The sequence below is a fragment of the Pristimantibacillus sp. PTI5 genome, assembly GCF_048572955.1.
Taxonomy (GTDB): domain Bacteria; phylum Bacillota; class Bacilli; order Paenibacillales; family Paenibacillaceae; genus Pristimantibacillus.
This window is the reverse complement of the sequence record NZ_CP183886.1, coordinates 6232477-6256740: the sequence shown is the minus strand read 5'-3', so window position 1 is coordinate 6256740 and position 24264 is coordinate 6232477. Positions and strand designations below refer to the sequence as shown.

At 47.6% G+C, this 24264-nt stretch carries 20 protein-coding genes and 1 other annotated feature; of the genes, 6 read left to right on the top strand and 14 right to left on the bottom strand.

Features of this window, described 5'->3' with window-relative positions; genetic code table 11:
* Positions 1-19: 19 nt before the first annotated feature.
* Entirely contained in the window at positions 20-1993 is a 1974-nt protein-coding gene (locus ACN6MW_RS27570) for a sensor domain-containing diguanylate cyclase (protein ID WP_419872998.1), read from the bottom strand.
* Between the two features lie 332 nt (positions 1994-2325).
* Between ACN6MW_RS27570 and rpsD the strand changes: the two genes are divergently transcribed.
* Positions 2326-2928, top strand: a complete 603-nt coding sequence (rpsD, locus tag ACN6MW_RS27565) for a 30S ribosomal protein S4 (protein WP_419872997.1) — start codon at positions 2326-2328, stop codon at positions 2926-2928.
* Between the two features lie 57 nt (positions 2929-2985).
* Here the strand turns inward: rpsD and ACN6MW_RS27560 are convergent, their stop codons facing one another.
* The 3 genes from ACN6MW_RS27560 to tyrS form a co-directional block, all read right to left on the bottom strand.
* The gene (locus ACN6MW_RS27560; RefSeq protein ID WP_419872996.1) at positions 2986-4506 is read right to left on the bottom strand and encodes a flotillin family protein; all 1521 of its coding nucleotides are present in this window, start codon (positions 4504-4506) and stop codon (positions 2986-2988) included.
* Positions 4507-4532: 26 nt separating this feature from the next.
* Positions 4533-5063, bottom strand: a complete 531-nt coding sequence (locus ACN6MW_RS27555) for a protease (protein ID WP_419872995.1) — start codon at positions 5061-5063, stop codon at positions 4533-4535.
* Positions 5064-5195: 132 nt separating this feature from the next.
* Entirely contained in the window at positions 5196-6449 is a 1254-nt protein-coding gene (gene tyrS, locus ACN6MW_RS27550) for a tyrosine--tRNA ligase (RefSeq protein ID WP_419876463.1), read from the bottom strand.
* Positions 6450-6506: 57 nt separating this feature from the next.
* Positions 6507-6808 (bottom strand) — a binding site (T-box leader).
* A gap of 121 nt (positions 6809-6929) precedes the next feature.
* Between tyrS and ACN6MW_RS27545 the strand changes: the two genes are divergently transcribed.
* Positions 6930-9989 (top strand): transglycosylase domain-containing protein, encoded by a 3060-nt coding sequence (locus ACN6MW_RS27545; RefSeq protein WP_419872994.1) that lies wholly within the window; start codon positions 6930-6932, stop codon positions 9987-9989.
* A gap of 83 nt (positions 9990-10072) precedes the next feature.
* Here ACN6MW_RS27545 and ACN6MW_RS27540 read toward each other — a convergent pair whose 3' ends face one another.
* Positions 10073-11032 (bottom strand): aldo/keto reductase, encoded by a 960-nt coding sequence (locus ACN6MW_RS27540; protein ID WP_419872993.1) that lies wholly within the window; start codon positions 11030-11032, stop codon positions 10073-10075.
* 222 nt (positions 11033-11254) lie between these two features.
* Between ACN6MW_RS27540 and ACN6MW_RS27535 the strand changes: the two genes are divergently transcribed.
* Positions 11255-11638 (top strand): VOC family protein, encoded by a 384-nt coding sequence (locus tag ACN6MW_RS27535; RefSeq protein WP_419872992.1) that lies wholly within the window; start codon positions 11255-11257, stop codon positions 11636-11638.
* 98 nt (positions 11639-11736) lie between these two features.
* On the opposite strand, the gene acsA is transcribed toward ACN6MW_RS27535, so the two are convergent.
* Entirely contained in the window at positions 11737-13461 is a 1725-nt protein-coding gene (gene acsA, locus ACN6MW_RS27530; RefSeq protein ID WP_419872991.1) for an acetate--CoA ligase, read from the bottom strand.
* 245 nt (positions 13462-13706) lie between these two features.
* Between acsA and ACN6MW_RS27525 the strand changes: the two genes are divergently transcribed.
* Positions 13707-14342, top strand: a complete 636-nt coding sequence (locus ACN6MW_RS27525) for a GNAT family N-acetyltransferase (protein ID WP_419872990.1) — start codon at positions 13707-13709, stop codon at positions 14340-14342.
* 164 nt (positions 14343-14506) lie between these two features.
* Positions 14507-15685 carry an acetoin utilization protein AcuC gene (locus ACN6MW_RS27520; RefSeq protein ID WP_419872989.1) on the top strand — a complete coding sequence of 393 codons (1179 nt, stop codon included), beginning with the start codon at positions 14507-14509 and terminating at the stop codon, positions 15683-15685.
* An 88-nt stretch (positions 15686-15773) separates the two neighbouring features.
* Here the strand turns inward: ACN6MW_RS27520 and ACN6MW_RS27515 are convergent, their stop codons facing one another.
* The 4 genes from ACN6MW_RS27515 to ACN6MW_RS27500 form a co-directional block, all read right to left on the bottom strand.
* Positions 15774-16472 (bottom strand): 5'-methylthioadenosine/adenosylhomocysteine nucleosidase, encoded by a 699-nt coding sequence (locus ACN6MW_RS27515; protein WP_419872988.1) that lies wholly within the window; start codon positions 16470-16472, stop codon positions 15774-15776.
* A 5-nt stretch (positions 16473-16477) separates the two neighbouring features.
* Positions 16478-17482 carry a catabolite control protein A gene (ccpA, locus tag ACN6MW_RS27510; protein ID WP_419872987.1) on the bottom strand — a complete coding sequence of 335 codons (1005 nt, stop codon included), beginning with the start codon at positions 17480-17482 and terminating at the stop codon, positions 16478-16480.
* Positions 17483-17621: 139 nt separating this feature from the next.
* The gene (locus ACN6MW_RS27505; RefSeq protein WP_419872986.1) at positions 17622-18005 is read right to left on the bottom strand and encodes a hypothetical protein; all 384 of its coding nucleotides are present in this window, start codon (positions 18003-18005) and stop codon (positions 17622-17624) included.
* Between the two features lie 186 nt (positions 18006-18191).
* Positions 18192-18629: a VanZ family protein gene (locus ACN6MW_RS27500; protein WP_419872985.1), complete on the bottom strand. Its 438-nt coding sequence runs from the start codon at positions 18627-18629 to the stop codon at positions 18192-18194.
* Between the two features lie 51 nt (positions 18630-18680).
* On the opposite strand from ACN6MW_RS27500, the gene ACN6MW_RS27495 reads away from it, so the two are divergent.
* The gene (locus tag ACN6MW_RS27495) at positions 18681-19211 is read left to right on the top strand and encodes a type 1 glutamine amidotransferase domain-containing protein (protein WP_364140909.1); all 531 of its coding nucleotides are present in this window, start codon (positions 18681-18683) and stop codon (positions 19209-19211) included.
* On the opposite strand, the gene ptsP is transcribed toward ACN6MW_RS27495, so the two are convergent.
* From ptsP to ACN6MW_RS27475, 4 genes are all read right to left on the bottom strand, one after another.
* Positions 19208-20950, bottom strand: coding sequence for a phosphoenolpyruvate--protein phosphotransferase (gene ptsP / locus ACN6MW_RS27490; protein WP_419872984.1), 1743 nt, complete (start codon positions 20948-20950; stop codon positions 19208-19210). The two genes, ACN6MW_RS27495 and ptsP, sit on opposite strands and share 4 nt — an antisense overlap.
* A complete protein-coding gene (locus ACN6MW_RS27485) occupies positions 20947-22833 on the bottom strand; it encodes a glucose PTS transporter subunit IIA (protein ID WP_419872983.1) in 1887 nt (628 codons plus the stop codon). The genes ptsP and ACN6MW_RS27485 overlap by 4 nt, the downstream gene beginning before the upstream one ends.
* Before the next feature lie 200 nt (positions 22834-23033).
* Positions 23034-23684, bottom strand: coding sequence for a hypothetical protein (locus ACN6MW_RS27480; protein ID WP_419872982.1), 651 nt, complete (start codon positions 23682-23684; stop codon positions 23034-23036).
* A gap of 122 nt (positions 23685-23806) precedes the next feature.
* A complete protein-coding gene (locus ACN6MW_RS27475) occupies positions 23807-24241 on the bottom strand; it encodes a CoA-binding protein (RefSeq protein ID WP_419872981.1) in 435 nt (144 codons plus the stop codon).
* Positions 24242-24264 lie beyond the last annotated feature (23 nt).

The window sequence follows — 24264 nt, the reverse complement described above, 5'->3', positions numbered from 1 at the left end:
AGGCTTTAATCGGGTCAGCTTAGCTTTGGCCTACGAAAATACAGTTTCTTCCATTGTTTTTCGCATCGTAAAGAGCCATGTCCGCACGGTAAAACAATGATTCCACGCTTATTTTATCATCCTCAAAGGTCCACTCAGACACTCCGCAGGATACGGTTACGACTGGATCGGTCTCTTGCTCGACATGCTGTCTGATCCGCTCCGCAATACGGTAGGCTTGCTCGGCTCTTATGCCTGGCAGGTAAATGGCAAGCTCCTCGCCGCCCCAGCGTGCCGCGATGTCTCCGTTTCGAATGGCGCCCCTAATGATGTCGCTCACTTGAATGAGAATCCGATCCCCCACCTGGTGGCCGTACGTGTCGTTCACACGTTTAAAGAGATCAATATCAACAAGGATAAGCGATCCAAACGGATCCTTCCGCTGACGGCTTTGGATCTGTTCATTGAGATAATGACGGGCATGAAGGCCGGTTAAATTATCGGTTATAACCATCCTTCGCACTTCGGCATGCAGCGACGCATTCGTTACCGCCAGCCCGATATGCGTACTCATCACTTGAAGCAATTTATAATTTTCGTACGAGAAGAAATTTGGCGTTTTGTGTGTAACCAGGATGACGCCAACAACCTCACCATCAACCATAATCGGCGCTGCAATAAGCGATCTTGAGCTCGTATTGTCCATTAACATGGAGGTGACGACCCGAGTATGCCAATAATCAGATATGATTAAAGGCTCCCGCGTGCGATAAACCATTCCGCAAAAGCCATAATCCGGTGAGAACTGTTCGTTTTTAATGGAAGGAAAATTGCTAGACATGACAATGAATTGATTCTTTTCTTTGTTAAGCTGCAATACGCAGCAATAATCCGCATCAAATATCGTCAAAAGCTCGCTTGTGGCAAATTGAAAGATTTCTTTGAGCTTCAGCGATTGGTTCAATCGTTTCGTAAGTTCATTGATAAGACGAAGCTCGTTAATTAGCAAATTGGACTGCTCGTACAGCTTCGCATTCTCGAAAGCCGAGCCCGACGTATCCGCTAGCAACAGAAAAGCCGGCAGGTCGGCTTCGTCCCATAAACCCGGACCAATCGACATGCAAAGCACACCATATGCTGCTTGCTTGCCGGTCATCGGCACCGCGAGCCGAAGCGTGCCGTCGCGATCATGCTCCGTCACTGACTTTCCGTTCAAGAACGCTTTGGCAACTAAATCATGCTCCGCATTTTTGAAAACTAGCGGCTTCACGCGCGGATCACCGTTCAAATGATCTTGCGACAAATACAAATGAACCTCGGAGTCCGGATACAGCTGTTCTAAGCTGAGCAACAATTCCGACAGCACGGAGGCAACATCGATTTGATCAAAAAGCCGCTTTGACGCTTGGAATAAAGCATCTTTTCTTTTGGCGTCCATCTCTGCCCGCTGCTGCTGCAGGAGCAAATCTTTGACATAAAGCTGTTCGAAATTACGGTAAAAGCAGCTTCGAAAATGCATGGAGCACAATTGCGTCTGCATTAGTTCCGGCTGCTTTTCAATGGATGACATATACGCAAATACACAAAAAACCGAACCGTCGTTTCGCCTGCATACAGGTACGGCTGCTATAAAAAAGCCTTCTTCTTCTTTTACGCACGGATCTCCGCCGATGATAACGCTGCGAACAAGCGTACTAAGCTTTTCCCTAGCATTTCGATACGTTTCTCTTTGCTGCAAACCGGCAGAGGCTATTTCCTCAGCTTCTCTATTGTATAGTAGAAACTCACCTGCCTCGAATGAAGCCAGCCCTGCCGCTTCGTTTACCCATTGATCAAAGCTGGCACGGAACAATGGGGATAGCATCGGCTCGTCCGCATCATGAATATCTTCATGAATGAACCAAACCGGTTGTGATTCTGCTGATGTATCTACAATTCTTGATGTTTTACGATAGGCAAAATTGCTATTTATTTGATCAACCATGCAGCCCCAACCCTTCCATCCGTCAACCAAGGAGATGAGCTTCCTTTTTTCGCTTAATATTACAACCATCATACTCCATTTTTAAGAAATTTGCACTAGGATGTCCATAAAATATAGGACTTTTGATGCCCTTTGCCTCTCATAAAAATTCAAGTGTTTACCTTGACAACGACTATCTATTTCATATATTATTTATTGATGAATAGATGGGCGTACGGTTTTGTGTCACCCTCAGGAAATACGTTCACTGTAGGCCAGCGGCTGACTAGCCTATCAGGGACGAGCATGCTCGGACGTTGAACGTATTCGGCGAAACACAACCCCATTCACAAATTTATTTGATGAAGGAGTTAATATTACGTATGTCACGTTATACAGGACCTAAATTTAAACTAAGCCGTCGCCTTGGAATCTCTTTGAGCGGCACAGGTAAAGAACTTGCAAAACGCGCATTTCCACCAGGTCAACACGGCCCTAACCAACGCAAAAAAATGAGCGGTTATGGCGTTCAATTGCAAGAGAAACAAAAGCTTCGCCACATGTACGGTTTGAACGAAAAACAATTCCGCAACTTGTTTGACAAAGCGGCAAAAATGAAAGGTAAAGCCGGTGAAAACTTCATGGGCCTCCTTGAAAGCCGTCTTGACAACCTCGTTTACCGTCTTGGCCTTTCCAACTCCCGTGCAGGAGCTCGTCAGTTGGTATCCCATGGTCACGTAACTGTAAACGGCAAGAAAGTGGATATTGCTTCTTACAGCGTATCTCTTGGCGATGTAATCGGTTTGCGTGAGCGCAGCCGCAGCCTAAGAACAATCAAAGAAGCTATGGAAGGCCGTCATCACCTTCCAAACTACTTGGAGTTCAACGATCAAGCATTGGAAGGCAAGTTCATTCGTCTTCCTGACCGCGGCGAGCTTTCCCAAGATATCGACGAGAAACAAATCGTCGAGTTCTACAGCCGTTAATAAACGAAAAAACCTTGAACCATTTGGTTCAAGGTTTTTTTTATGTTATAAACAGGATCAGGATGTAAGATCAGGCAATTTGGGCGCAGCGCTGATTTCTGTCGGACGATTGCTGCCGGCTTGCGCTTGCACTGCTTTGGAGGTAAGCCCTTTGATTAATGCGTTCACGTCTATGCCGGATACGCTCTTCAGCATTTCCGGTGCGGTAGACATTAATGAAGTAACATAATTGCTGAGACGCGCAGCGCCCTCCCCGTTACCCGTATCTACGACGGTCAGCTTATCGATATTGCTGATCGGTTCCGCTACTTTCCCGGCAAGCTCAGGCAGCATTTTTACAATAATATCAAGCACTGCTGCTTCGCCAAACTTCTCGAAGGCTTCCGCCAGCTTTTCTTTTGCTTCCGCTTCAGCTAAGCCGCGGAGTCGGATAACATCGGCTTCCGCTGTCCCCTTCGCTCTCTCTGCTTCCGCAACAGCCAATCCGTCCAAACGTTTCTGAGCCGCATGCGCTTTCGCTTCTGCTTCAATGCGATATTGAAGCGCATCGGCTTCACGCAGCAGCTTTGCTTTATTCGCTTCTGCCGCTTGCTCAACCGCATAACGGTCGGCATCGGCTTTCTTCTTCACTTCGGCATCATACTGCTTCTCACGACGCAATATTTCCTTTGCTTCCAGATCAATTTCGCGTTCTTTACGCACAAGCTCAACCTTCATCTGCTCTTCGACAACGCTTTGCTTCGCACGGGCTTCTTGGATCGCATAGGCCTGATCCGCTTCCGCTTTGGCCGTATCCTGATCGCGCTTAAACGAAGCCACCTTCATTTCCTTCTCTTTCTCTGCTTCGGCTATGTTGGTATCGCGCACAAGCTCCGCTTTCTGGCCAGCTTCCGCCGCGAGCGCTTTCTGGATTCTGGCATCCCGCACCGCTTCGGCTTCCGCAATCTCCGCATCCCTCTTAACTGCTGCAATTCTCGGCTTACCGAGCGCATCTAAGTATCCGTGCTTATCTCGCAAGTCCTTTATTGTAAAAGACACGATTTGCAGTCCCATCTTCTTCAAATCCTTTGCCGCAACGCCCTGCACTTCTTGCGCGAACTTATCGCGGTTACGGTAAACCTCTTCTACGGTCATTGAACCTAATATGGCGCGCAAGTGCCCTTCCAGAACCTCCTGGGCCTCGCCTTTGAGCGCTTCGGTCGGTTTTCCTAAAAATTGTTCAGCTGCTGTCGCCACATCCTCCACCGCACCGCCAATTTTTATGATGGCGACGCCGTCTGCCATCACGGGTACGCCTTGCTCCGTATATACCTCCGGTGTTGACACATCAAGCTTATGCGACAGCAAGGACAGGAACTCAGCCTTTTGAAAAATAGGCAGGATAAAGGCTCCTCCGCCCCTAATGATTTTTACTTTACGGCCAGATTCGTCCGTGCTGGCGTTACGTGAACCTAGAAACGAACCAGTAACCAGCATCGCTTCATCTGGACTCACGGTCTTATAACGCGCCCAGAAAGCTAAACCTAATACAATGAGTACCCCAACAACAATAGCGGGTATAATAAAAAAATCGGGCATTTCATTTCCCCTTTCTGCTGCATGAATTAAGATAAATTCACTTCCGATACATAAAGCGTGCTGTCTCTTACCTCAACGACAACGACTCGCGAGCCGCCTGCGATCTCGACACCCTCAAAGCTCGCAGCAATTTGATTGGTAAAGCCGGCTCCTACTTTCACCATCACTTCCCCGTATCCATGCGCGGGAATCGGCACCAGAACGTCCCCAAGCATGCCTGACATACCGTTCAGCGAGAAGGCAATTGAATTTTCACTTTCCTCCATCGGTTTAATATAAAGAAAAAATACCGCTGTTCCTGCTAGGAGAGCAATGAATAGTGATGCCGTCACAATTGCCGCTGAACCCCATGCGGTGTAGCGCTGCAGCATAACGCCAGCCCCTCCAAACACGGTTATCCCGCCTACAAGCGCAGTCGGCGACAGCCATGAGTGACCGTCTAACGATAAGAAATCAAACGCACCGTCTAACGCCTGCCCCAGCCAATCTCCAAAAATAACGCTTACGAGTGCATAAAGAATTCCGCCGATTAGACATGACAAAAATAGCGTCTCCAACTTCCTCCTCCTTTCACTTCATCCAAAACCTGTTAATGCTTCCGTTATTTATTACGTTTGAAACAAGCTTTTTGTTTCTAAAAAAATAAAGCTTGTTGAATTTTATCGATTCAACAAGCTTCGTTAGAACAATTAAGCTAATTTAATTTTTACGAATTTTCGTTTGCCGACTTGAAGAACATCGCCATCCTTAGGGGTAGCATTAGCGTTGATATCCGTAATTTTCTCTTCATTAATACGCACGGCGCCTTGCTGTACGCTTCGTCTAGCCTCACTGCTGGTAGCTTGCAGCGCAAGCACGGTAAGCAGCTTCACGATATTAATGCCGCCATCAGACAGTTCTTCCTTCGAGAGATTCACCTCTTCGATTTCATCCGGAAGCGCACGCTGCTGAAACACCGTAATAAAATGGTTTTCCGCTGCTTTGGCTGCCTCTTCGCCATGGTACATTCGGACGAATGTCGCTGCGAGCTGCATTTTCGCATCCCGTGGATGTACGGTACCTTCCTCCAGCCCAGTCTTCAAGGCTTCGAGCTCCCCATTGTTCATATCCGTTGCAAGCTCGTAGTATTTAAACATCAATTCATCGGGTATGGACATCGATTTACCGTAAATCTGATTCGGCTCCTCATCGATGCCGATGTAATTGCCCAAGCTTTTGCTCATCTTGTTCACGCCGTCCAAGCCTTCGATCAACGGAGTCGTAATGGCAACCTGTGCAGGCTTGCTGTATTCCTTCTGCAGCGTTCTGCCCATCAGCAGATTAAATTTCTGATCCGTGCCGCCTAGCTCGATATCCGAATCAAGAGCTACAGAATCATAGCCTTGCATTAGCGGGTAGAAAAACTCATGGATACTGATTGGCAGGCCGGTCGTATAGCGTTTCGTGAAATCATCGCGCTCCATCATGCGCGCTACCGTTACTTTTGCCGCCAAGTTCACTACTTCCGCAAAATTAAGAGGCGCAAGCCACTCTGAATTGTAGTATAGCTTTGTTTTCTGCGGATCTAATATTTTGTAAATTTGTTTCTGGTAAGTTTCGGCATTTCGCTTTACATCTTCTTCGGTCAGCTGCTTGCGCGTTTCCGATTTGCCTGTAGGGTCGCCGATCCTTCCCGTGAAATCACCGATTAAAAGCTGAACCTGATGGCCTAGCTCCTGGAATTGACGCAGCTTGTGAAGAACCACGGTATGACCGATATGAATATCCGGCGCAGACGGATCCAAGCCCAGCTTTACTTTCAACGGCGTCCCAGTTGCGACGGCATTCGCTATTTTGTTCTTCAATTCGTCCTCCGGAACGATTTCGACAACGCCGCGCCGAATGACAGCCAGTTGGCGCTCTACCTCATTTTGCTGTTCCAGCGTTAAACTTTCCCACTTCACCATAAAACTTTTCCTCCCTCGCATGCGTCTATATAGACATAAAAAATCCTTCTTGCCCCAAGGGACGAGAAGGATTAGCTCGCGGTACCACCCTCGTTAGAGTACATCTTCTTTATAGAAAACGAAAGAAGTACTCTCACTTCGTTGTTGATAACGGAGACGGTCTCCGAAGTGAACTACTACGGCTGGCTCAGCCACCCAGAGGCCTTTGGCCCTGTATGCACTGAAGCTTCATCAGCTACGGTTCCTTCACTTAGCTCCAGGCGGTAATTCAACATACGGCGCATACCGGTTCACACCACCCACCGGCTCTCTGCAATGACGATTCGCAGTCTACTCATGCCCTTCAAAGCATTGATTGGATAAAACATTATTGAATTTATACCATAGCAATCATAGGATGTCAATGCGGTTAAAGAATGCGCTACTTTGACGATTTATGTTATAATGGGTGTGCAATTTGGAGGAGGAGTCAAAAAAATGCAAGAAGAACGTCAACAAACGCCGGCCAAAAGAAGCAAATGGCGGACATTCGGAATCGTAACTTTTATAACAGTAAAATGGATGGTATATTTCGGAATTTTCATTGGCTTGCTGGCAGGCGGCGCCGTTACCGGTTATGTCGCTGCCCTCGTGAAAAATGAAGAAGTAAGACCAAGAACCGTTATTGAAGAGAAAGTCGGCGAAAATGCCATTACCGGATTCGTTTACTTCAATGATGATTCACTTGTCGGACAGCTAAGAACGTCTGAGGACCGAATGATTATTACATATGATGATTTGCCGCCACAGGTAATCAATGCGGTACTTGGCATTGAAGACAATAATTTTTTCGAGCATAACGGCGTAGACATCAACGGTCTTGGACGTGCGGTAAAGCAGAAGCTTTTGAATGAGGAAACGCAAACCGGAGGAAGCACGCTCACGCAGCAGCTTGCACGCCGCGTATTCCTAAGCCTAGACAAAACCGACAGCCGTAAAATCAAAGAAATATTTTTGTCGCTGCGCATGGAAAGATATTTAACCAAAGAAGAAATACTGGCCGCGTACTTGAATAAGGTTCCTTTCGGAAACGGTTCAAGCGGTTACAATTTATTCGGGATTAAAGCAGCTGCCAAAGGGATTTTTGGCATTACGGATCTAAACCAGCTGAATATTGCGCAGTCCGCGTATCTTGCAGGACTTCCGCAAAGGCCGTCTGCCTATACCGCTTTTACGGGTAAAGGGCAATTCAATCAAGCCGGCTTTGACTTAGCGCTGGGCCGTCAAAAAACGGTGTTAATGCGAATGATGCAAACCGGCCGCATCACACAACAGGAATACGACGAGGCTCTCAAATTCGATATCCGAAAAACACTTTCCGAGCCCTCCGAGAAAGCCTATACGACTTTTCCGTATTTGATGCTTGAGGCTGAGCGGCAAGCAGCTGAAATTATGCTGATGGAGCAGGACGCCACATTAACCAAAGCCGATTTGCGCAAAAAGGAAAATGCTCCTCTGATCGAGGAAGCTCGTGATCACCTGCTGCGGGGCGGTTATCATGTTTATACGACGATAGACAAGGATATTTACCAGCTCATGCGCGAGATCGGCACCAATGATGAAAACTTCACCCCTTACAGTGAGGAAAAAGGTCTCGAGCAAATCGCAGCAGTCATGCTGGATCACAAAACAGGCGCTATCGTAGGAATGCTCGAAGGCCGCGACTTCTATGAAGAGCAGCTGAACTATGCTACGCAAATGACAAGGCAGCCCGGCTCGACAATGAAAACGTTAGCCGCTTACCTGCCTGCAATCGAGATGGGCATTATACAGCCCGCAAGCATTATCGACGATGCTCCAATCGTACTGAAAGACGGTCAAAAAGGCTTTCATATTCCGATGAACGTAAATCGTAAATTCGCAGGTCTCGTTACAGCCCGTGATGCGTTAAACCGTTCATTGAACTTGCCAGCCCTGAAAATTTTCAACGATGAAGTCAAAATCGAAAATGCGTGGGCATTCGTCAAGAAGCTCGGCATTACTACGCTCCAGCCGGAAGACTCTTATGCACAAACCGGTGTTATCGGCGGACTTAGCATCGGTGTATCCGTAGAAGAATTAACGAATGCTTACGGCTCAATTCCGAACAAAGGCGTCTTCAATGATGCATACATGATTTCTCGGATTACAGATGCCAACGGAAAAATCGTATACGAGCATAAGCAAGAGCCAAAACGGGTTTTCTCGGAGCAAAGCGCATTTTTGATGACGGATATGCTTTCGACAGTTATTTCGAGCAAGAGCGGATCTGCAAGCAAACTGAGATCACAGTTCAAGAAATATGGCGAAATTCCGATTGCCGGTAAAACCGGTTCCACTCAAAGCTATGGCGACGTATGGTTCATGGGCTTCTCGCCTGATATCACATTAGGCGTATGGGCCGGCTATGAAGAGCAGGTTAACTCCCTTTCCGAGAACGGAAAAGCACGTGCCCGTTCCATCTGGGCGTTAATTATGAACGAAATGGCTGAAAAGAAACCTGAGGTATTCGCAACAGATAAGTTCGAGCGGCCGTCCGGCATCGTGAAAGCGACGGTTTCCAGTGCAAGCGGCCTGCTTCCAAGCCAATTGACGAAGGAAGCTGGCATGCTTGTAACGGATTGGTTCAACAAAAAGGATATACCTAAGAAAACCGATGATGCGCTTGTCAAAATGGCGTACATCACGTTTAACGGCGTTAACTATGTGCCTAACCCTGCTACGCCGAGCGACATGGTGAAAGAACAAATCGTAATTAAACGGAAAAAACCGCTAGATGTTTTAATGGATGAGATTAGAGCAGCGCAATCGAAGCTGCCAGCGAAGAGCCGTCGCTCGATGAGCGCCTACTTGCCTGCAGATGCAGAAAACAATGCACCTTCCAAGCCTGACCCGCGTGTAGATGACGGGGCTGCTCCGCCGCCGCCTGCAAGCGTTAAGCTGCAATCATCAGATGGCGTGCTCATCCTGACGTTTAGTGACAGCTCAGCCAAAGATGTCGTAGGTTACCGTGTTTATAAATCAGTAAGTCAAGGACCTTACAAAAAACAAGGCAAATCCATCACGGTTGGTTCTGAAAAACGGATGAAGCTGTATGCATCTAGCTCGCAAAACTCGACCTACTATGTAACGGCGGTTGATGTTGCCGGCAAAGAATCAGCGCCTGGCCCACTGGTTCAATACGGTAACTCTCCTATTAATCCTGCGCCTCCTGAGAGTGGCGGAAACAGCGGCGGAAATGAAGAAGCCGCTTCGGCTCCCGCTGCGCCAACCGGCCTGCAAGCTTCAAAAACGGAGCTTAGCGTACGCCTAACCTGGGCATCGAACAGCGTGTCAGACCAGGTTACGCAATATCATGTATATTTCAGCTCGAATAACGACGGGAAATATGCCAAGATCGCCTCGACTTCGGAAACTAACTATGAGTATGTTGCTCCGCTCGTAACGGGGGCCTTCTATGTCACCTCGGAAAATGCAAACGGAGAGTCCGCTCCGTCCAATGCGCAAACGGTAAATTGATTCTTTCTGCAACAATAAAAAAGAAGCAGTCTCACAAAAGAGGCTGCTTCTTTTTTTTGTGCTTTCCGTTTCAATCCTTAAACTCAAATGACATAGGATGAATCCGTTTCAAACAATCGGCTAATTTGCTCATAATCTTCACGAGATAAGCTCCATTTTGCAGAAGCGGCATTATCCTCAATCTGTTTAATCGTTTTAGCTCCGGTGATCACGCTCGTAATTTCTTTGCGATACAGTAACCAATTAATCGCAACCTGATTTAACGGTTTTCCGATTGCCCTTGCCATTCCGGTAAAGGTCTCGATAATAACGAGGTTTTTGACAAACTGCTTCTCGGAGAACAAGGGGTTTAGCTGTGCGCGCACGTCTGTTTTGGGAAGCCTTGTTAAATAATTGAATTTCCCGGTCAGCAGACCTTGTGCCAACGGGCTGTAAGGAACAAATCCGATCTTAAGCTGTTTTGCATAAACCAATGCCGCATGCTCTACATCCCTTTGAAATAAATTATACGGCAGCTGCAAAGACACGATAGGACTTACGGTTTGTGCGGCAACCAGCTGCTGTACATTAAAATTCGATACGCCAATATGTCTTATTTTCCCCTGAGCCGCCAATTGATTTAATGCTTCAAACGTCTCTTCGACCGGTATTTTTCCGCTAGGGTCAGGCCAATGAATCTGGTACAAATCAATATAGTCCGTATTTAAGCGCCGAAGGCTCTCATCCACCTCGCGCATGATATTCGCCTTACTCACGTTTATGCTAAACTGTCCCTGCTCGTTCCATTCAAGACCAGTTTTCGTCGCCAGAATTACGTGCTCGCGTACCGGTTTAAGCACTTTTCCGAGCAATGCCTCCGAATGTCCGAGACCATAGGCGGGAGCTGTGTCAAAAAAGTTAATTCCTAATTCGTATGCATGGCGGATAGCGGCTTCCGTTTCGTGATCGTCCACATCGCCCCAACCCGCCTTTCCTGCGGCCCATGAGCCGAAACCAATGACAGATGGATAAAGATCGCTATTCCCTAATTTCCTAGTCTCCACCAAACAACCTCCTTAACCTATTATTCCTACCTAAATACTCGGAACTATCATCATTATTATCCATGCCAACCTTGAAAGTCAATCCATTTTTTTCAAAATGGATACGATCGCCCTCGACTTCCCCTTAATGCTGCTTGACAGTAATATGGCTTCTCCCTATGATAGAGATCATTATCCATCTTAGATATATTTTAAAAACTAAAATAGGAAAGAATTCATCCCATGTCCAAAAAACGGATCGATCATGTAGGCGTAATGGTAAAAAATATGGAGGCATCGATTGCTTTTTACATGGAGAACCTCGGATTTGAGCTTAAAGGACGCACACCCCACTCCAATGGCATCATAGAGCTTGCCTTTCTAGGCTTTGGTCATGAAGGCGAAACAGAGCTCGAGCTCATTCAAGGCTATAATGACAGCCTGCCCCTTGAAGGCAAGGTGCATCACTTTGCGCTATCCGTTGATGATGTGCATGCTGAATTTGACCGTTTAAAACAGTTGGACGTTAAATTTATCGATGATGGAATTACGACTCTTCCGAACGGTTATCAATACTTTTTCGTGAGTGGCCCTGATGGGGAATGGATTGAGTTATTTCAGAGGTAAATGATAAACGAATCTTAATAAGACGAAAAAAGGATGTCTCCCGGTTAGGAGACATCCTTTTTATATTGAGGCAAGTTTAACCATATGCCATCTGCGATTTAATCTTCGATGGTGGACAAATCGCCAGTCGGTAAGTTCAGCTCCCATGCTTTCAGCACTCGTCGCATAATTTTGCCGCTTCGTGTTTTTGGAAGCTTATCTTTAAATTCGATTTCTCTTGGCGCAGCATGTGCGGATAAACCGATCTTCACAAACTGTGAAATCTCCTGTTTCAATTCATCGGAAGGCTCATACCCTTCACGAAGCGCAATAAATGCCTTGATGATTTCTCCGCGCATAGGATCCGGTTTGCCGATAACGCCCGCTTCCGCAACCGCTGGATGCTCCACAAGTTTGCTTTCGACCTCGAATGGGCCAACTCGCTCCCCTGCTGTGTTAATCACGTCATCGATCCGTCCTTGGAACCAGAAGTAACCATCCTCATCCATGTAGGCCGAGTCGCCGGAAATGTACCATCCTTTTAGATAGAAATATTCCTCGTACTTTGAGGGGTTATTCCATACCTTGCGCATCATGGACGGCCATGGGGTTTGAATCGCAAGATTACCCATGCGATAAGGCGCTACTTCATTTCCGCTATCATCAATAATTGCCGCTTTCACGCCTGGCAGCGGCTTGCCCATAGAACCTGGCTTGATATCCATGCTCGGATAGTTACAAATCAGCTGGCCCCCCGTCTCCGTCATCCACCAAGTATCATGGATGCGTTGTCCGTAAACCTTAAGTCCCCAACGCACGACCTCGGGATTCAGCGGCTCTCCTACGCTTAGGACATGTCTCAAGCTGGACAGATCAAAGTTTTGCGATATTTCATCGCCGGCACCCATGAGCATGCGGAAAGCTGTTGGAGCGCTATACCATACGGTCACGCCGTATTTTTGAATGACGCCATACCAATCACTCGGGCTAAATCGGCCGCCGCGAATAACATTTGTCGCTCCGTTGAGCCATGGTGCAAAAATTCCGTAGGACGTGCCCGTTACCCAGCCTGGATCCGCAGTACACCAATAGATATCATTTTCTTTCAAGTCGAGTACAACTTGACCCGTATACAAATGCTGTATCATCGCATTCTGAACATGGTAGACGCCTTTAGGTTTTCCGGTAGAACCAGACGTATAGTGTAAAATAAGTCCGTCCTCGCGATCCAGCCACTCGATCTCGGCTTCATCGGACGCTGCAGTCATCTCCTGCGTGAAATCGATGATGCCTTCTTCCTGCGGCATATCCTTGCCGAATACAATCACATGCTTCAGGTTCGGAAGCTCATCCCTTTTTATTCTTTTTAAAAGCGCAGGTGTCGTAATGATAGCTGTTGCTTCACTGTCCTGCAATCTATCCTTAACCGCTGTTTCCATAAAAGCTTCGAATAGCGGGCCGACTACCGCACCCACCTTCAACGCGCCTAACGCGCTGAAATAAAGCTCAGGCGTACGGGGCATGAAGATAAAGACACGCTCGCCTTTTGAAATTCCAAGCTTGCGCAATACGTTCGCAAAACGATTCGATTGTTTGCTCAGCTCTTCAAAGGTATAGGATTCATCACGTTCGCTGTCACTATAAAACAAAGCGACCTTGCCGCCTTTTCCTTGCTCGACATGGCGATCAATGGCCTCATACGCCATATTTACTTTTCCAGTCGCATGCCAGCTGAACTGGCTTTCGATCTGGCTCCAATCAAACGAGGTGACTGATTCCTCATAATTCGGTAAATTAGGATTCGGTGCCGTCGCTGGAATTCGTTCTTGATGTAAGTTGATCATACTATCACTCTCCCATCAAATCTGTTTGTCTTTATCAAAGAATACGCTTTCAATTAAATGCCGCTACTTGAGGCAAACAAGAAGGCATCCAAACGCGTTTCCCAAGATTTAAACCGCCAAACTCATTATAGCATATCCTTTTTCTATTCGACTACGCTTTTCATTTGCTACAAACTTTGCTATAAAGAGTAATAGAGATTGCTGTGCGAGCACGCTTTTCAAATGCAAGAAAAGGAGGGATAGCCTTGGAACATCGAAAGCGTTTGCAGCGGGAGAGTCTTGCTCTGGACGCGGGACGCGAGCTTATCTTAGAAGGGCCGGTACCTCCTGAGCAGCTAGCTTGCATGATCATGCATAAGTCTTTGGACGCGTTCCGCAGACCGACCGAGCAGCATGATGCGCTTGTCGAAATCGCAGGTCTTGCCGAGGGTAGAATCATTTTAGCCCGCGAAGGGGACGTGATCGTCGGCTATGTCACCTTTCACTATGCCGATGAGCTTGAGCGATGGTCGGAAGGCGGCATGACGGATCTTATCGAGCTTGGCGCCATAGAAGTAGCAGACGATTACCGCGGCTGCGGATTGGGAAAAAGATTGATTCAGCTTGCGTTCGCCGAGGAACAATTAGAAAACATGATCGTTTTCACGACCGAATATTATTGGCATTGGGATCTTGAAGGCACGAACCTAAACGTGTGGGATTATCGCAAGATGATGGAAAAATTAATGCAGTCCGTCGGTATGGTGTGGTTTGCTACCGATGATCCCGAAATCTGCTCCCACCCCGCAAATTGCTTAATGGTCCGCATCGGCAAAGAAGTGCCGATAAGCTCCGTTGAACATTTTGACCGGGTACGGTTTCGGCAGCGTTTTATGTATTGAACCCATTCTTACGAAGTAGGTTTGCTTCGCAAACCTAAGCCCATGCTTACGAAGTAGGTTTGCTTCGCAAACCTAAGCCCATGCTTACGAAGTAGGTTTGCTTCGCAAACCTAAGCCCATGCTTACGAAGTAGGTTTGCTTCGCAAACCTTTAGGAGGATAAAGATGGCTTCTGATGCTGTTTTCATACATCATCCGGATTCTAGCGGATATAAATTTGACGAAGAGCATCCTTTTGATCCGCTTCGGCTCACGCTTACGATTGACCTGCTTGCAAAAGTGAACGCATTGGACGAGGAGCAGATCGAGGCCCCTCCCCTCTATTCCGACGATGAGCTCTTGTCTCTCGTACATCGAACGGATTATTTGGCTGCCGTTAAACAACTAAGTGAAAATGCCCAAATAAGCGATAGCAGCCTTCTTGCTCAGCAATTCGGGCTTCATACGGAGGACACACCTTTTTTCCCCGGCATGCACAAGGCGGCCATGTCGATCGTCAGAGGCTCGCTGGCAGCTGCTGATGCCGTTATGACGGGCCGGACGAAGCATGCCTACCATCTTGCCGGCGGATTGCACCACGCCTTTCCTGACCGCGCTTCAGGCTTTTGCGTATATAACGACGCGGCAGTCGCCATTAAGCATATTCGCCAGACCTATGGCGCCAAAGTTCTTTATATCGACACGGATGTTCATCATGGCGATGGTGTGCAATGGGTTTTTTATGACGACCCCGATGTTTGTACCTATTCCATACATGAGACCGGTAAATTTCTGTTTCCTGGCACAGGCTATGTGCATGAAAAAGGTACCGACCTTGGTTTTGGCGCATGCTTTAATGTACCGCTTGAGCCTTACACGGAGGATGATTCCTGGCTCGAAACTTTCAATATGACCTTGCGTAAAGTAATATCCTACTGCAAACCGGATGTCATTATTAGCCAACACGGTTGCGATGCCCATGCCTATGATCCGCTCTCGCATATTCACTGCAGCATGCGGATCTATGCAGAAATCCCCGCTATTATACATGAATTAGCCCATACCTATACGGATGGCCGGTGGATAGCCCTTGGCGGAGGCGGGTATGATATATTTCGAGTCGTTCCTAGAGCCTGGTCTCTCGTATGGTTAACCATGATTGACCATCCTATTACACATGAAATAGCTGCCGGCAAAGAAATAGCTCTTCCCGACAGTTGGCTGAAACGCTGGGCATCTGTTAGCCCGTTAAAGCTGCCTTCAAAGTGGATGGATGATACAGCCGATATCGAACCGATGCCGAGACGATCGGAAATCGCAGATAAGAATAGGATCATTCAGAATATTGTTATACAGGATCTATAATTGTGGATCCCCATTACGTTTACTCAACGCAAAGAAAGAACCAGCCGCGATGCATGCATCGCGGCTGGTTCTTTCTGGTATGATTTGGTTAAATATTTTTTACGATATCTTCGATAATTTGGTAGGAATGATTAGACGCAGTAACGGTAAACTCCGCGAAGTTTACATGTGCCGAACCGTCCGCTTTATCCGACATCGAACGGATAATAACAAACGGCGTTTCATTCATATCGCACACTTGCGCAACAGAAGCGCCTTCCATCTCCGCGCAAGCGCCGTGAAGAGTTTCATGAAGCAGCTTTACCGTCTCGCGGCTAGCAATAAACTGGTCCCCTGAAAGTACCTTTCCCTTCAAACTGCGACCAGAGAAGAGTCTTGAGCTAGCAGAAGCCGCAAGCTCGATTAGGCGGTCATCCGCTGCAAACTCTGATCTGGGATGGAAAGGTATCGTTCCGCGGGCAAAGCCCAGCGGGGAGCAGTCCATATCATGCTGGATGCAGCTCGTAGACACCACGATATCGCCAATGTTCAGTTGAGGATCAACGGCTCCTGCTACACCCGTAAAGAGAACACAATCAGCACCGAGGTCAAGCAATATTTGGGTACAGACAGCCGCATTCACTTTGCCTACTCCCGATTTGCAATAAATGACCTCTTTACCATGAAGGATCCCTTCATAATATGTAATTCCCGCTTTCGTCACTTGAGACGCTATGTTTACATGCTCATGCAGCAACTCGATCTCTTCCGCCATAGCGCCTATGATACCTATTTTGTTAAAAGACATTTTTCTTATATTCCTCCAACCGATTGACGCGTAACCATTTCATGCGGCAGCACCACTTTGGATTGATCTACATTTTCTTTTTTCATCAGCTTGGTGAGCAAACGCATGGAAACGGCGCCGATGTCATACATCGGTTGAGCGACAGCCGTCAGCTGAGGGCGAACCATCGATGCCATGCGGCTGTTATCCACGCTAATAATGGAAATATCATCAGGGACCTTTAGACCGGAATCCTGAATGCTATGAATGGCGCCAATCGCCATTTCATCCGTTGCGGAGAATACTGCCGTAGGACGCTCGTCCAATTCAATAAAATATTTCATCGCTTCTGCGCCGGACTCATACCGGTAATTTCCAATACGGACTAACGCGTCGTCATAAGCGATGCCAGCACCTTCAAGCGCACGCTTGTAGCCTTGGAATCTCGCATAGCCGATAGATGGATCCTGCAGCGTTCCGCTAATCATTGCGATACGTTTATGCCCTTGCTCCAGCAGCTTTTGAACCGCATCAAACGCAGCATCCTCATGATTGATGTCGACAGATGGAATCTGTCCGCTCTCATCAGATGTGGCACAAAGTACGATCGGAACGTTTGCTGTCTTAAAAGCTTGCAAATGCTCTTCCGTTACCGCTCCACCCATAAATAGCAAGCCATCCACTTGCTTCTCCAAAAGGGTGTTGATAACGCGGATTTCTTTGTCTTTTTTCTTATCCGCGTTACACAAAATAATATTATAATGATACATATTAGCAATATCTTCGATACCGCGTGCTACTTCCGCAAAAATAGCATTTGAAATATCAGGGATAACAACGCCGACCGTAGTCGTTTTCTTGCTTGCAAGACCTCTTGCTACAGCATTCGGACGATACCCGAGTCTTTCGATTGCTTCATATACTTTCTTGCGTGTTGCGGGCTTCACGTTCGGATTGTTGTTTACAACACGTGAAACCGTAGCCATCGACACTCCTGCTTCTCTTGCTACATCATAAATGGTTACCGTCACAGTGGTTCTCTCCATTAGCTCAGATTTAAATTTACGTACGACGCATATTAACGTAATCATACGACAAAATATTACTTTTCGCAATGTTGACGCATGATCGGCTCTGCTGCGCGGTATGTAAAAAAGCAAATCAGAGCACTTATGTAAGCAGTGTACGACGGCTGATTTGCTCAAGCCTTTTCTTTAAATCCGTAATCCAAGCCTCATCATTAAGCGTTTGGGCGAGCAAATACAAATCAAGCAGCTTATTAATTCTCTGCTCGATCAATCTCTCGAAAGCAGATTGGTCGGTTTGCAGCTTCTCCGCTTTCGCTTCTACCAGCAAGTTTGCCCATTCATTGCATTCATTGAACAGAAACGTTTGTTTATTTGGTTGGGCGCCGAGTTGGGCGATTAAACCAGTTAAATCCGGTTTTACTTCCGGAAATACTTCACTTCGGTTACAGTTCGTACAGGAGAATATGGGGACGTTATCAATTTCTACTTTCCCTGAATAAATGACTGTGCGCAGTTTCATCTTCATGATGTCACCACAATGACACCTCTTATGCAAAGTGGTCCACTCCTTCTTAATAGCAGCTAGCTGTGCCAGCATAGCTTTCAGAGTTCTAATCTATAAATGATTCGACCATTTTCGCGCAAATTCCTGCTTACACAGTCTTGTAATTTTTACTACTAAAACGTTTTAAAAAAGATCTTAAGATGTTGGCTACGGAGCAACTTTTCTCCATTTCGAACGCACCCATGGCAGCGCAGCTAAAGCCGTCCAAATCGCCGCTCCGATCATGTCATTTCGGACATCCAATGGATCTGGCATCCTGCCCCCGACAAAGGACTGATGATATTCATCCGTAATGCCATATAATCCGCAAAGCAGTACGATACAGACCTTCATCCAAAAACGGTCTCCTTTTTTTCCGATTCCATAATCAAGCGCGAGCGCAAGAATGAAATAAGAAACAAAATGCCCCCAATTGAAGCCTTCCATAAACGGAAAAAACTTTTGAAAAAAAGGAAGAAAAGTGTCGATCTCGTCGCTCGTTCTTGAAGACAAAGCAAATATAACGGCCATCCAGGCCACAGCCGGTATAAATCGCAGCAGCCGTAAAGCTAGTAGTGATTCGGTTTTCGGTTTCGTTTGCTTCATTGTTGCTCCTTCGTTACAATAATAGAGATCTTAATAGATGGAGGGGAAAATATGTCCTTACAAAACAAAACCGTCATCTGCTTGCTAGACGACGAATTCGAAGATTTGGAGCTATGGTATCCTGTATATCGGGCGCGTGAAGCCGGCGCCACCGTCCTGTATGCTGGTCCCGAAAAAGGCAAAACGCATATTGGCAAATACGGCGTACCCGCCGTCGCTGACCTTTCTTTCGATGAAGTGAACAGCAATGATATTATCGGCCTTTTGGTTCCGGGCGGCTGGGCACCTGATAAATTGCGCCGTTATCCAAAAGTGCTACAGCTCGTACAAGAGCTGAATGCGGCAGACAAACCAATCGGTCAAATCTGCCACGCAGGCTGGGTCCTCATTTCCGCAAAAATTTTGGAAGGACGCAAAGTCACGTCCACGCCTGGCATTCGGGATGACATGGAAAACGCTGGAGCGACTTGGTTTGATGAAGCTGTCGTTGTTGACGGGAATCTAATCTCGGCACGCCGACCGCCCGACCTTCCTCCCTATGCAAAAGCTTTCGTAGATGCGCTAGTACAGCGAATGGGCTAACCATTCGCTGTTTTTTTGTCTATGCGATCCATAAATGCCGTTAACAGCGCAAGGGTCTCCGTACTTGTACGGCAGCTGTGTAATTGTTCAAATACCTCTCTGCTCTCGATTTGCGAGGTGCTCAGCAATCTTTGCTTTACCTGCAAAATTGAATGCGAGGACATGCTAAGCTCATCCACGTCTAAACTGAGCCAAATCGGCAGCGCCCTTAAATCCCCGGCAAGCTCCCCGCACACGGCGACAGAAATACCGGCCCGCTTGGCAGCTTCAACCGTCATGCGAAGCATACGAATCAGGGCTGGATGATACGGCTCATATAAATGGGAGATCTCTTCATTCATCCGATCAACCGCTAAGGTAAACTGCACCAAATCATTGGTGCCGATGCTAAAGAAATCGACCTCTTCCGCAAGCAGATCGGCAATCATAACGGCTGCAGGCACCTCGATCATAATGCCGATCTTCATCCCTTTGTCATAAGGGATACCGGCTTCCTCAAGCTCCAGCTTTGCTTCGTTTAACACGGCGTTAGCCGCACGCACCTCGTCAACCGATGAGATGAGCGGGTACATGAGCTTGACTTTACCGAAATGGCTGGCCCGCAAAATGGCGCGAAGCTGCGTTTTAAACAAATCTTTGCGGTCTAACGAAATCCGTATGGCTCGATAGCCAAGGAAAGGATTATCTTCCTCCGGCAATTCAAAATAATCAAGTTGTTTGTCCCCGCCGACATCAAGCGTGCGAATAACGAGCGGCTCGCCTCCCAGCCTTTCTGCCACGCTTCGGTAAACATCGAATTGCTCCTCTTCTTTTGGAAACCGGTTGCGGTCCATATACAGAAATTCAGTACGGAACAGGCCCACGCCGTGCGCACCGGAGGACAAGGCAATTTCAAGCTCTTTAAAAGAGCTGATATTGGCGGCCAGCTCAAGTCTTTTCCCATCCGGCGTGACCGGACGATGGCCGGCGATGCCGTGAAGCCGTTTTTTGGCTTCTGCTTGGCGGTCATGCAGCGCCGTATAGGCATCGATGACTCCTTGCTCGGGATTAATATATACGGTTCCGTCATTGCCATCGATAATCAGCGTCTGACCGGTTTGTATCGGCTCCTCGAGTTTGGTCTCTACGCCGACAACGAGCGGTACGCCGAGCGCCCTTGCCATTATAGCGGAGTGCGAGGTTGTGCTGCCAGCCAGCGTAACAATGCCCAGCACATGCTGCGGATTAATGTGCGCGAGCTGAGAAGGGGAAAGCTCTTTTGCGATTAATATAAAAGGCTGCGTGTCCATAGGCAATGTTATTTCCGGAGCGCCTAGCAAATGCTTCAGCAGCCGGTTTCCGACATCCTTGATGTCCAGCGCGCGCTCTTTCATATATTCATCGTCAAGCAAATCGAACATGGTAACAAAATGGTCAATGGCTTCCTTCACGGCAACCTCAGCCGCTTTGTACTGGCGCTGGATAATGCCTTGAATTTCATTCATAAAGACAGGATCGTCCAAAATGGCTATATGAGCGTCGAATATGTGCGTTTCCTCCGTGCCGACTACATCTCGCAGCTCGTCCTTAATCTGTTCGATTTCCGACTTAGAGGTACGAATGCCTTCGTATACACGTTCGAACTCCCGGGCAAAATCCGCTACGTCGATCTTTTGCTCCGGCAGCTCCCATTCCCAGTTCGGAAGCACAAACGATCTCCCAATCGCTATGCCTGCTGACGCCCCTATTCCTTGAATCATTGTGTTTCCCCTCCACCGTTTCTCTCTTTAAGTACAACAGACAACACCGAGGACTGCCCCTTTTTCACCGCTTTGAACGGTGCAAACCTCCAGGAATGAACAAGATCTGAATTTGTGATCACCATTGGGGTAGCAAGCGACTTGCTTTCCTTCCTCACCCGCTGCAGATCAAACTTGATGAGCATCATGCCAGGCGTAACTTCGTCGCCTTCTTTAACTAGCGCGTTAAAATAAGCTTTGCCTGCCAGACGCGACGTATCGATACCGATATGCAAAAGTACTTCCAGTCCCTCTGGCGTAAGCAAGCCAATGGCATGCATCGTCGGATAAATATGAATGACTTTCCCTTTTACCGGTGAAACAAGCTCCCCTTTCTCGGGGATGAACGCAACGCCTTGTCCAACGAGCTTTCCGGCAAAAATCGGATCGGGCACCTCATCCAGCGGAATCATGCGGCCCTGCATCGGCGAATGGAACAGAACCTGTGCTTGATCGCGATGAATCGTCTTAATCATTTCTTCCCGAATAAGCTCAGAGTACGTTCCGAACACGACTTGCACCTGTCCTCCGCCTAGCTTAATTACGCCTGCAGCGCCAAGATTGCGCAGCGCATTTACATCGAGCAGCTTGTCATTGGATACTTTAAGCCGCAGTCTTGTTATGCAGGATTCCATCTTGACGATATTTTGTTTGCCCCCGATCGCCTGCAAAATAAGAGGCGCGCGATATGGAATATCCCCTGCCCATTCATCGAGTTGAGAGCCTTCCTCGCGGCCGGGGGTAGGAATTCGAAACCTTCGGATTGCCCAGCGGAACAAGAAGTAATAAATAAATCCGACTACGATGCCAATCGGTATAATGAGCCAGCCTCTTGTCGCCAAATGCTCATTGATAACAAAATCGATAGCGCCCGCCGAGAACGAAAATCCGTGCCTGATCCCCAGTTCATAGGTAACCCACATGATAATACCTGATAATATGGCGTGAACGACATATAAATACGGAGCAACGAATAAAAAAGCAAATTCAACCGGCTCGGTAACTCCCGTTAGAAAAGATGCCAACGCCGCGTATAGAAAGGTTTTCCGTATTTTAGGCTTTAAATCTTCACGGGCTTCATGAATGATAGCAAGCGCAATGGCGGGCAATGCGAACATCATCGTCGGATATAAGCCTGCCATAAAGACGCCTGCAGCTGGATCTCCCGCAAAGAAACGCGGCAGGTCGCCGTATACCATTTCCCCGGATGCGGTCTCATAGCCCCCAATCTGGAACCAGAACACATGGCTAACGAGATGATGCAGGCCGAACACGACCAAAATCCGATGGACAAAGCCGTATAGGAATACCCCGAAGCCGCCGCCGGAAGCAACGATTTCTCCCAGTTCAACAAGCAGTTTCTGAAGATACGGCGCGACATTGATCATGCCTATGGAGAACAGCAGGCATATGACGCTTACGAACAGCGGAACAAATCTCGGTCCGCCAAAAAACTGTATGTATTCCGGTAAACGAAGACTTTTAAAGCGCTCATGGCTAACGCCTGCAATGATACCGATCAAGGTGCCTATGAGCACAGTCGGTTCGATAGGGACCTCGGCAGAACCAGTTATGCCGCTGTAGATAAACATGCCTACAAGGGCAGCCATGCCGGCTGCGAGCGCGTTTCCCGTTAACCCAAGCGATATGCCAAGCGCAAAGATATATGGTAAAAACGTAAAAATCGTTTCGCTGGCCGTTACTAAATAACCTTCCATGCCTGGCAGTCCGATGTACGCCCACGGCAGCTTGCTTAAGCTTAAAAAAATAGCCGCGCCGGGCAATACAATCATCGGCAGCATAAATGCTCTGCCGAGCTGCTGCAGGCTTCCCATAAAAACCATCTTGCACCTCCTAAAGTTTTGCGCAGCAAAACTGACTTCGTAAGCATTAGCTTCGTTTTGCAAAGCAAAACTGACTTCGTAATCCCAATCGCAAACATCTATATCGATGTTAAGCGTTTGCTCCATTTTTGTCAAAGTAAAACGGCGAGCCCGCTAAGGCCCGCCGATGTTGATGATTCTTTTCAATTAATTTTACTTAGTTAGCGATTTCCGCCAAAATAAGTTGAGTTTTGAGCGTTTGTAGCTGTATATCCGCCAACGTGAGAAATAACCGGACCAGATTGTTGGTAGCTGTTTGTCACGTCTAGCACAGGTGTTTGCGATGATGTGTACGAATGAGTCGGTGTCATACCGTAACCGCCTTGTGCATTAGATTGCGGATAGCCGCCAAAACTTGAGTTAGTGAATTGGGAATTGTAGTTTTGAGCTCCAAAATTCATACCGGAATTTTGGTTATAGGATTGCTGGTGCGATTGCTGGCTGTCTGGACCAGCTTGGTACCCTAGATGTGCGATAACCGGACCTACGCTGCCGAAAGCCGTTGCAGGCGATTGAGCGTAGCTTTGTACCGGTTGATGCGAGATGAATGAATTATTCGTTCCTACCGGATGAGTCATATTCGAATAACTAATTGGCGCATAGTGCTGCACGCCTTGGTTATACGAATTAGACGCTTGGTAACCGCCTGGCACATTTGAAACGATGGAATTCGTTTGTCTGCCGAAAGTCGGTTGGCTGAGCTGCCCTTGGTAATGAGATTGCACGTTGCCTGTCGGCTCAAAATGCGTGCCTTGGTTTAGGTAGCTCTGTTGGCCTTGGTAATTACCCGGTTGTTGCGAAAATTGATTCACGTCGTGTCCTCCTTGGATTACAATCATAAAGTCTTCAAGCAAATGCCGTTTGCCCCGAAAGGCAATCGAAACTCGCTATGAAGCCTTCTTATTGTGTAGGAGAGCCCGCTTTTTTATAACAGTTATGTTTTGGGTTTTCCGCCAGGAAGTAGGATAGAATCCTCAACCTTAATGCAACGGTCCATAATGACCTCGAGACCGCCTGCAGCAGCAATTGCTGCCGCTTCCTCGTTCGAAATACCGAGCTGCAGCCACAGGGTTTTGGCGCCAATCGCAACCGCCTCCTCCGCAACCGGAGGGGTATGCTCGCTTCTGCGGAAAACATTGACAATATCAACGGGTACAGGAATATCTTTAAGCGAAGCATAGCTTTTCTGACCCAATATCATATCGGCATTAGGGTTGACGGGAATAATCGTATAGCCCTTCGCCTGCATGGCTTCGGATACCATGTAAGACACCCGGTCCGGCTTGTCGGATAAACCAACAACGGCGACCGTCATGCTTTTTTCCAGAATACCTTTAATTTTCTCGCGCGCAGGATTCTCAAAAACCATCGTAGCACCTCAGTTCTACAGGA

Coding starts and splice junctions, on each gene's coding strand:
- rpsD (WP_419872997.1), top strand. CDS start 2,326: ATGTCACGTTATACAGGACCTAAATTTAAACTAAGCCGTCGCCTTGGA.
- ACN6MW_RS27560 (WP_419872996.1), bottom strand. CDS start 4,506: ATGCCCGATTTTTTTATTATACCCGCTATTGTTGTTGGGGTACTCATT.
- ACN6MW_RS27545 (WP_419872994.1), top strand. CDS start 6,930: ATGCAAGAAGAACGTCAACAAACGCCGGCCAAAAGAAGCAAATGGCGG.
- ACN6MW_RS27535 (WP_419872992.1), top strand. CDS start 11,255: ATGTCCAAAAAACGGATCGATCATGTAGGCGTAATGGTAAAAAATATG.
- acsA (WP_419872991.1), bottom strand. CDS start 13,461: ATGATCAACTTACATCAAGAACGAATTCCAGCGACGGCACCGAATCCT.
- ACN6MW_RS27520 (WP_419872989.1), top strand. CDS start 14,507: ATGGCTTCTGATGCTGTTTTCATACATCATCCGGATTCTAGCGGATAT.
- ACN6MW_RS27515 (WP_419872988.1), bottom strand. CDS start 16,472: ATGTCTTTTAACAAAATAGGTATCATAGGCGCTATGGCGGAAGAGATC.
- ACN6MW_RS27505 (WP_419872986.1), bottom strand. CDS start 18,005: ATGAAGATGAAACTGCGCACAGTCATTTATTCAGGGAAAGTAGAAATT.
- ACN6MW_RS27500 (WP_419872985.1), bottom strand. CDS start 18,629: ATGAAGCAAACGAAACCGAAAACCGAATCACTACTAGCTTTACGGCTG.
- ACN6MW_RS27495 (WP_364140909.1), top strand. CDS start 18,681: ATGTCCTTACAAAACAAAACCGTCATCTGCTTGCTAGACGACGAATTC.
- ptsP (WP_419872984.1), bottom strand. CDS start 20,950: ATGATTCAAGGAATAGGGGCGTCAGCAGGCATAGCGATTGGGAGATCG.
- ACN6MW_RS27485 (WP_419872983.1), bottom strand. CDS start 22,833: ATGGTTTTTATGGGAAGCCTGCAGCAGCTCGGCAGAGCATTTATGCTG.
- ACN6MW_RS27475 (WP_419872981.1), bottom strand. CDS start 24,241: ATGGTTTTTGAGAATCCTGCGCGCGAGAAAATTAAAGGTATTCTGGAA.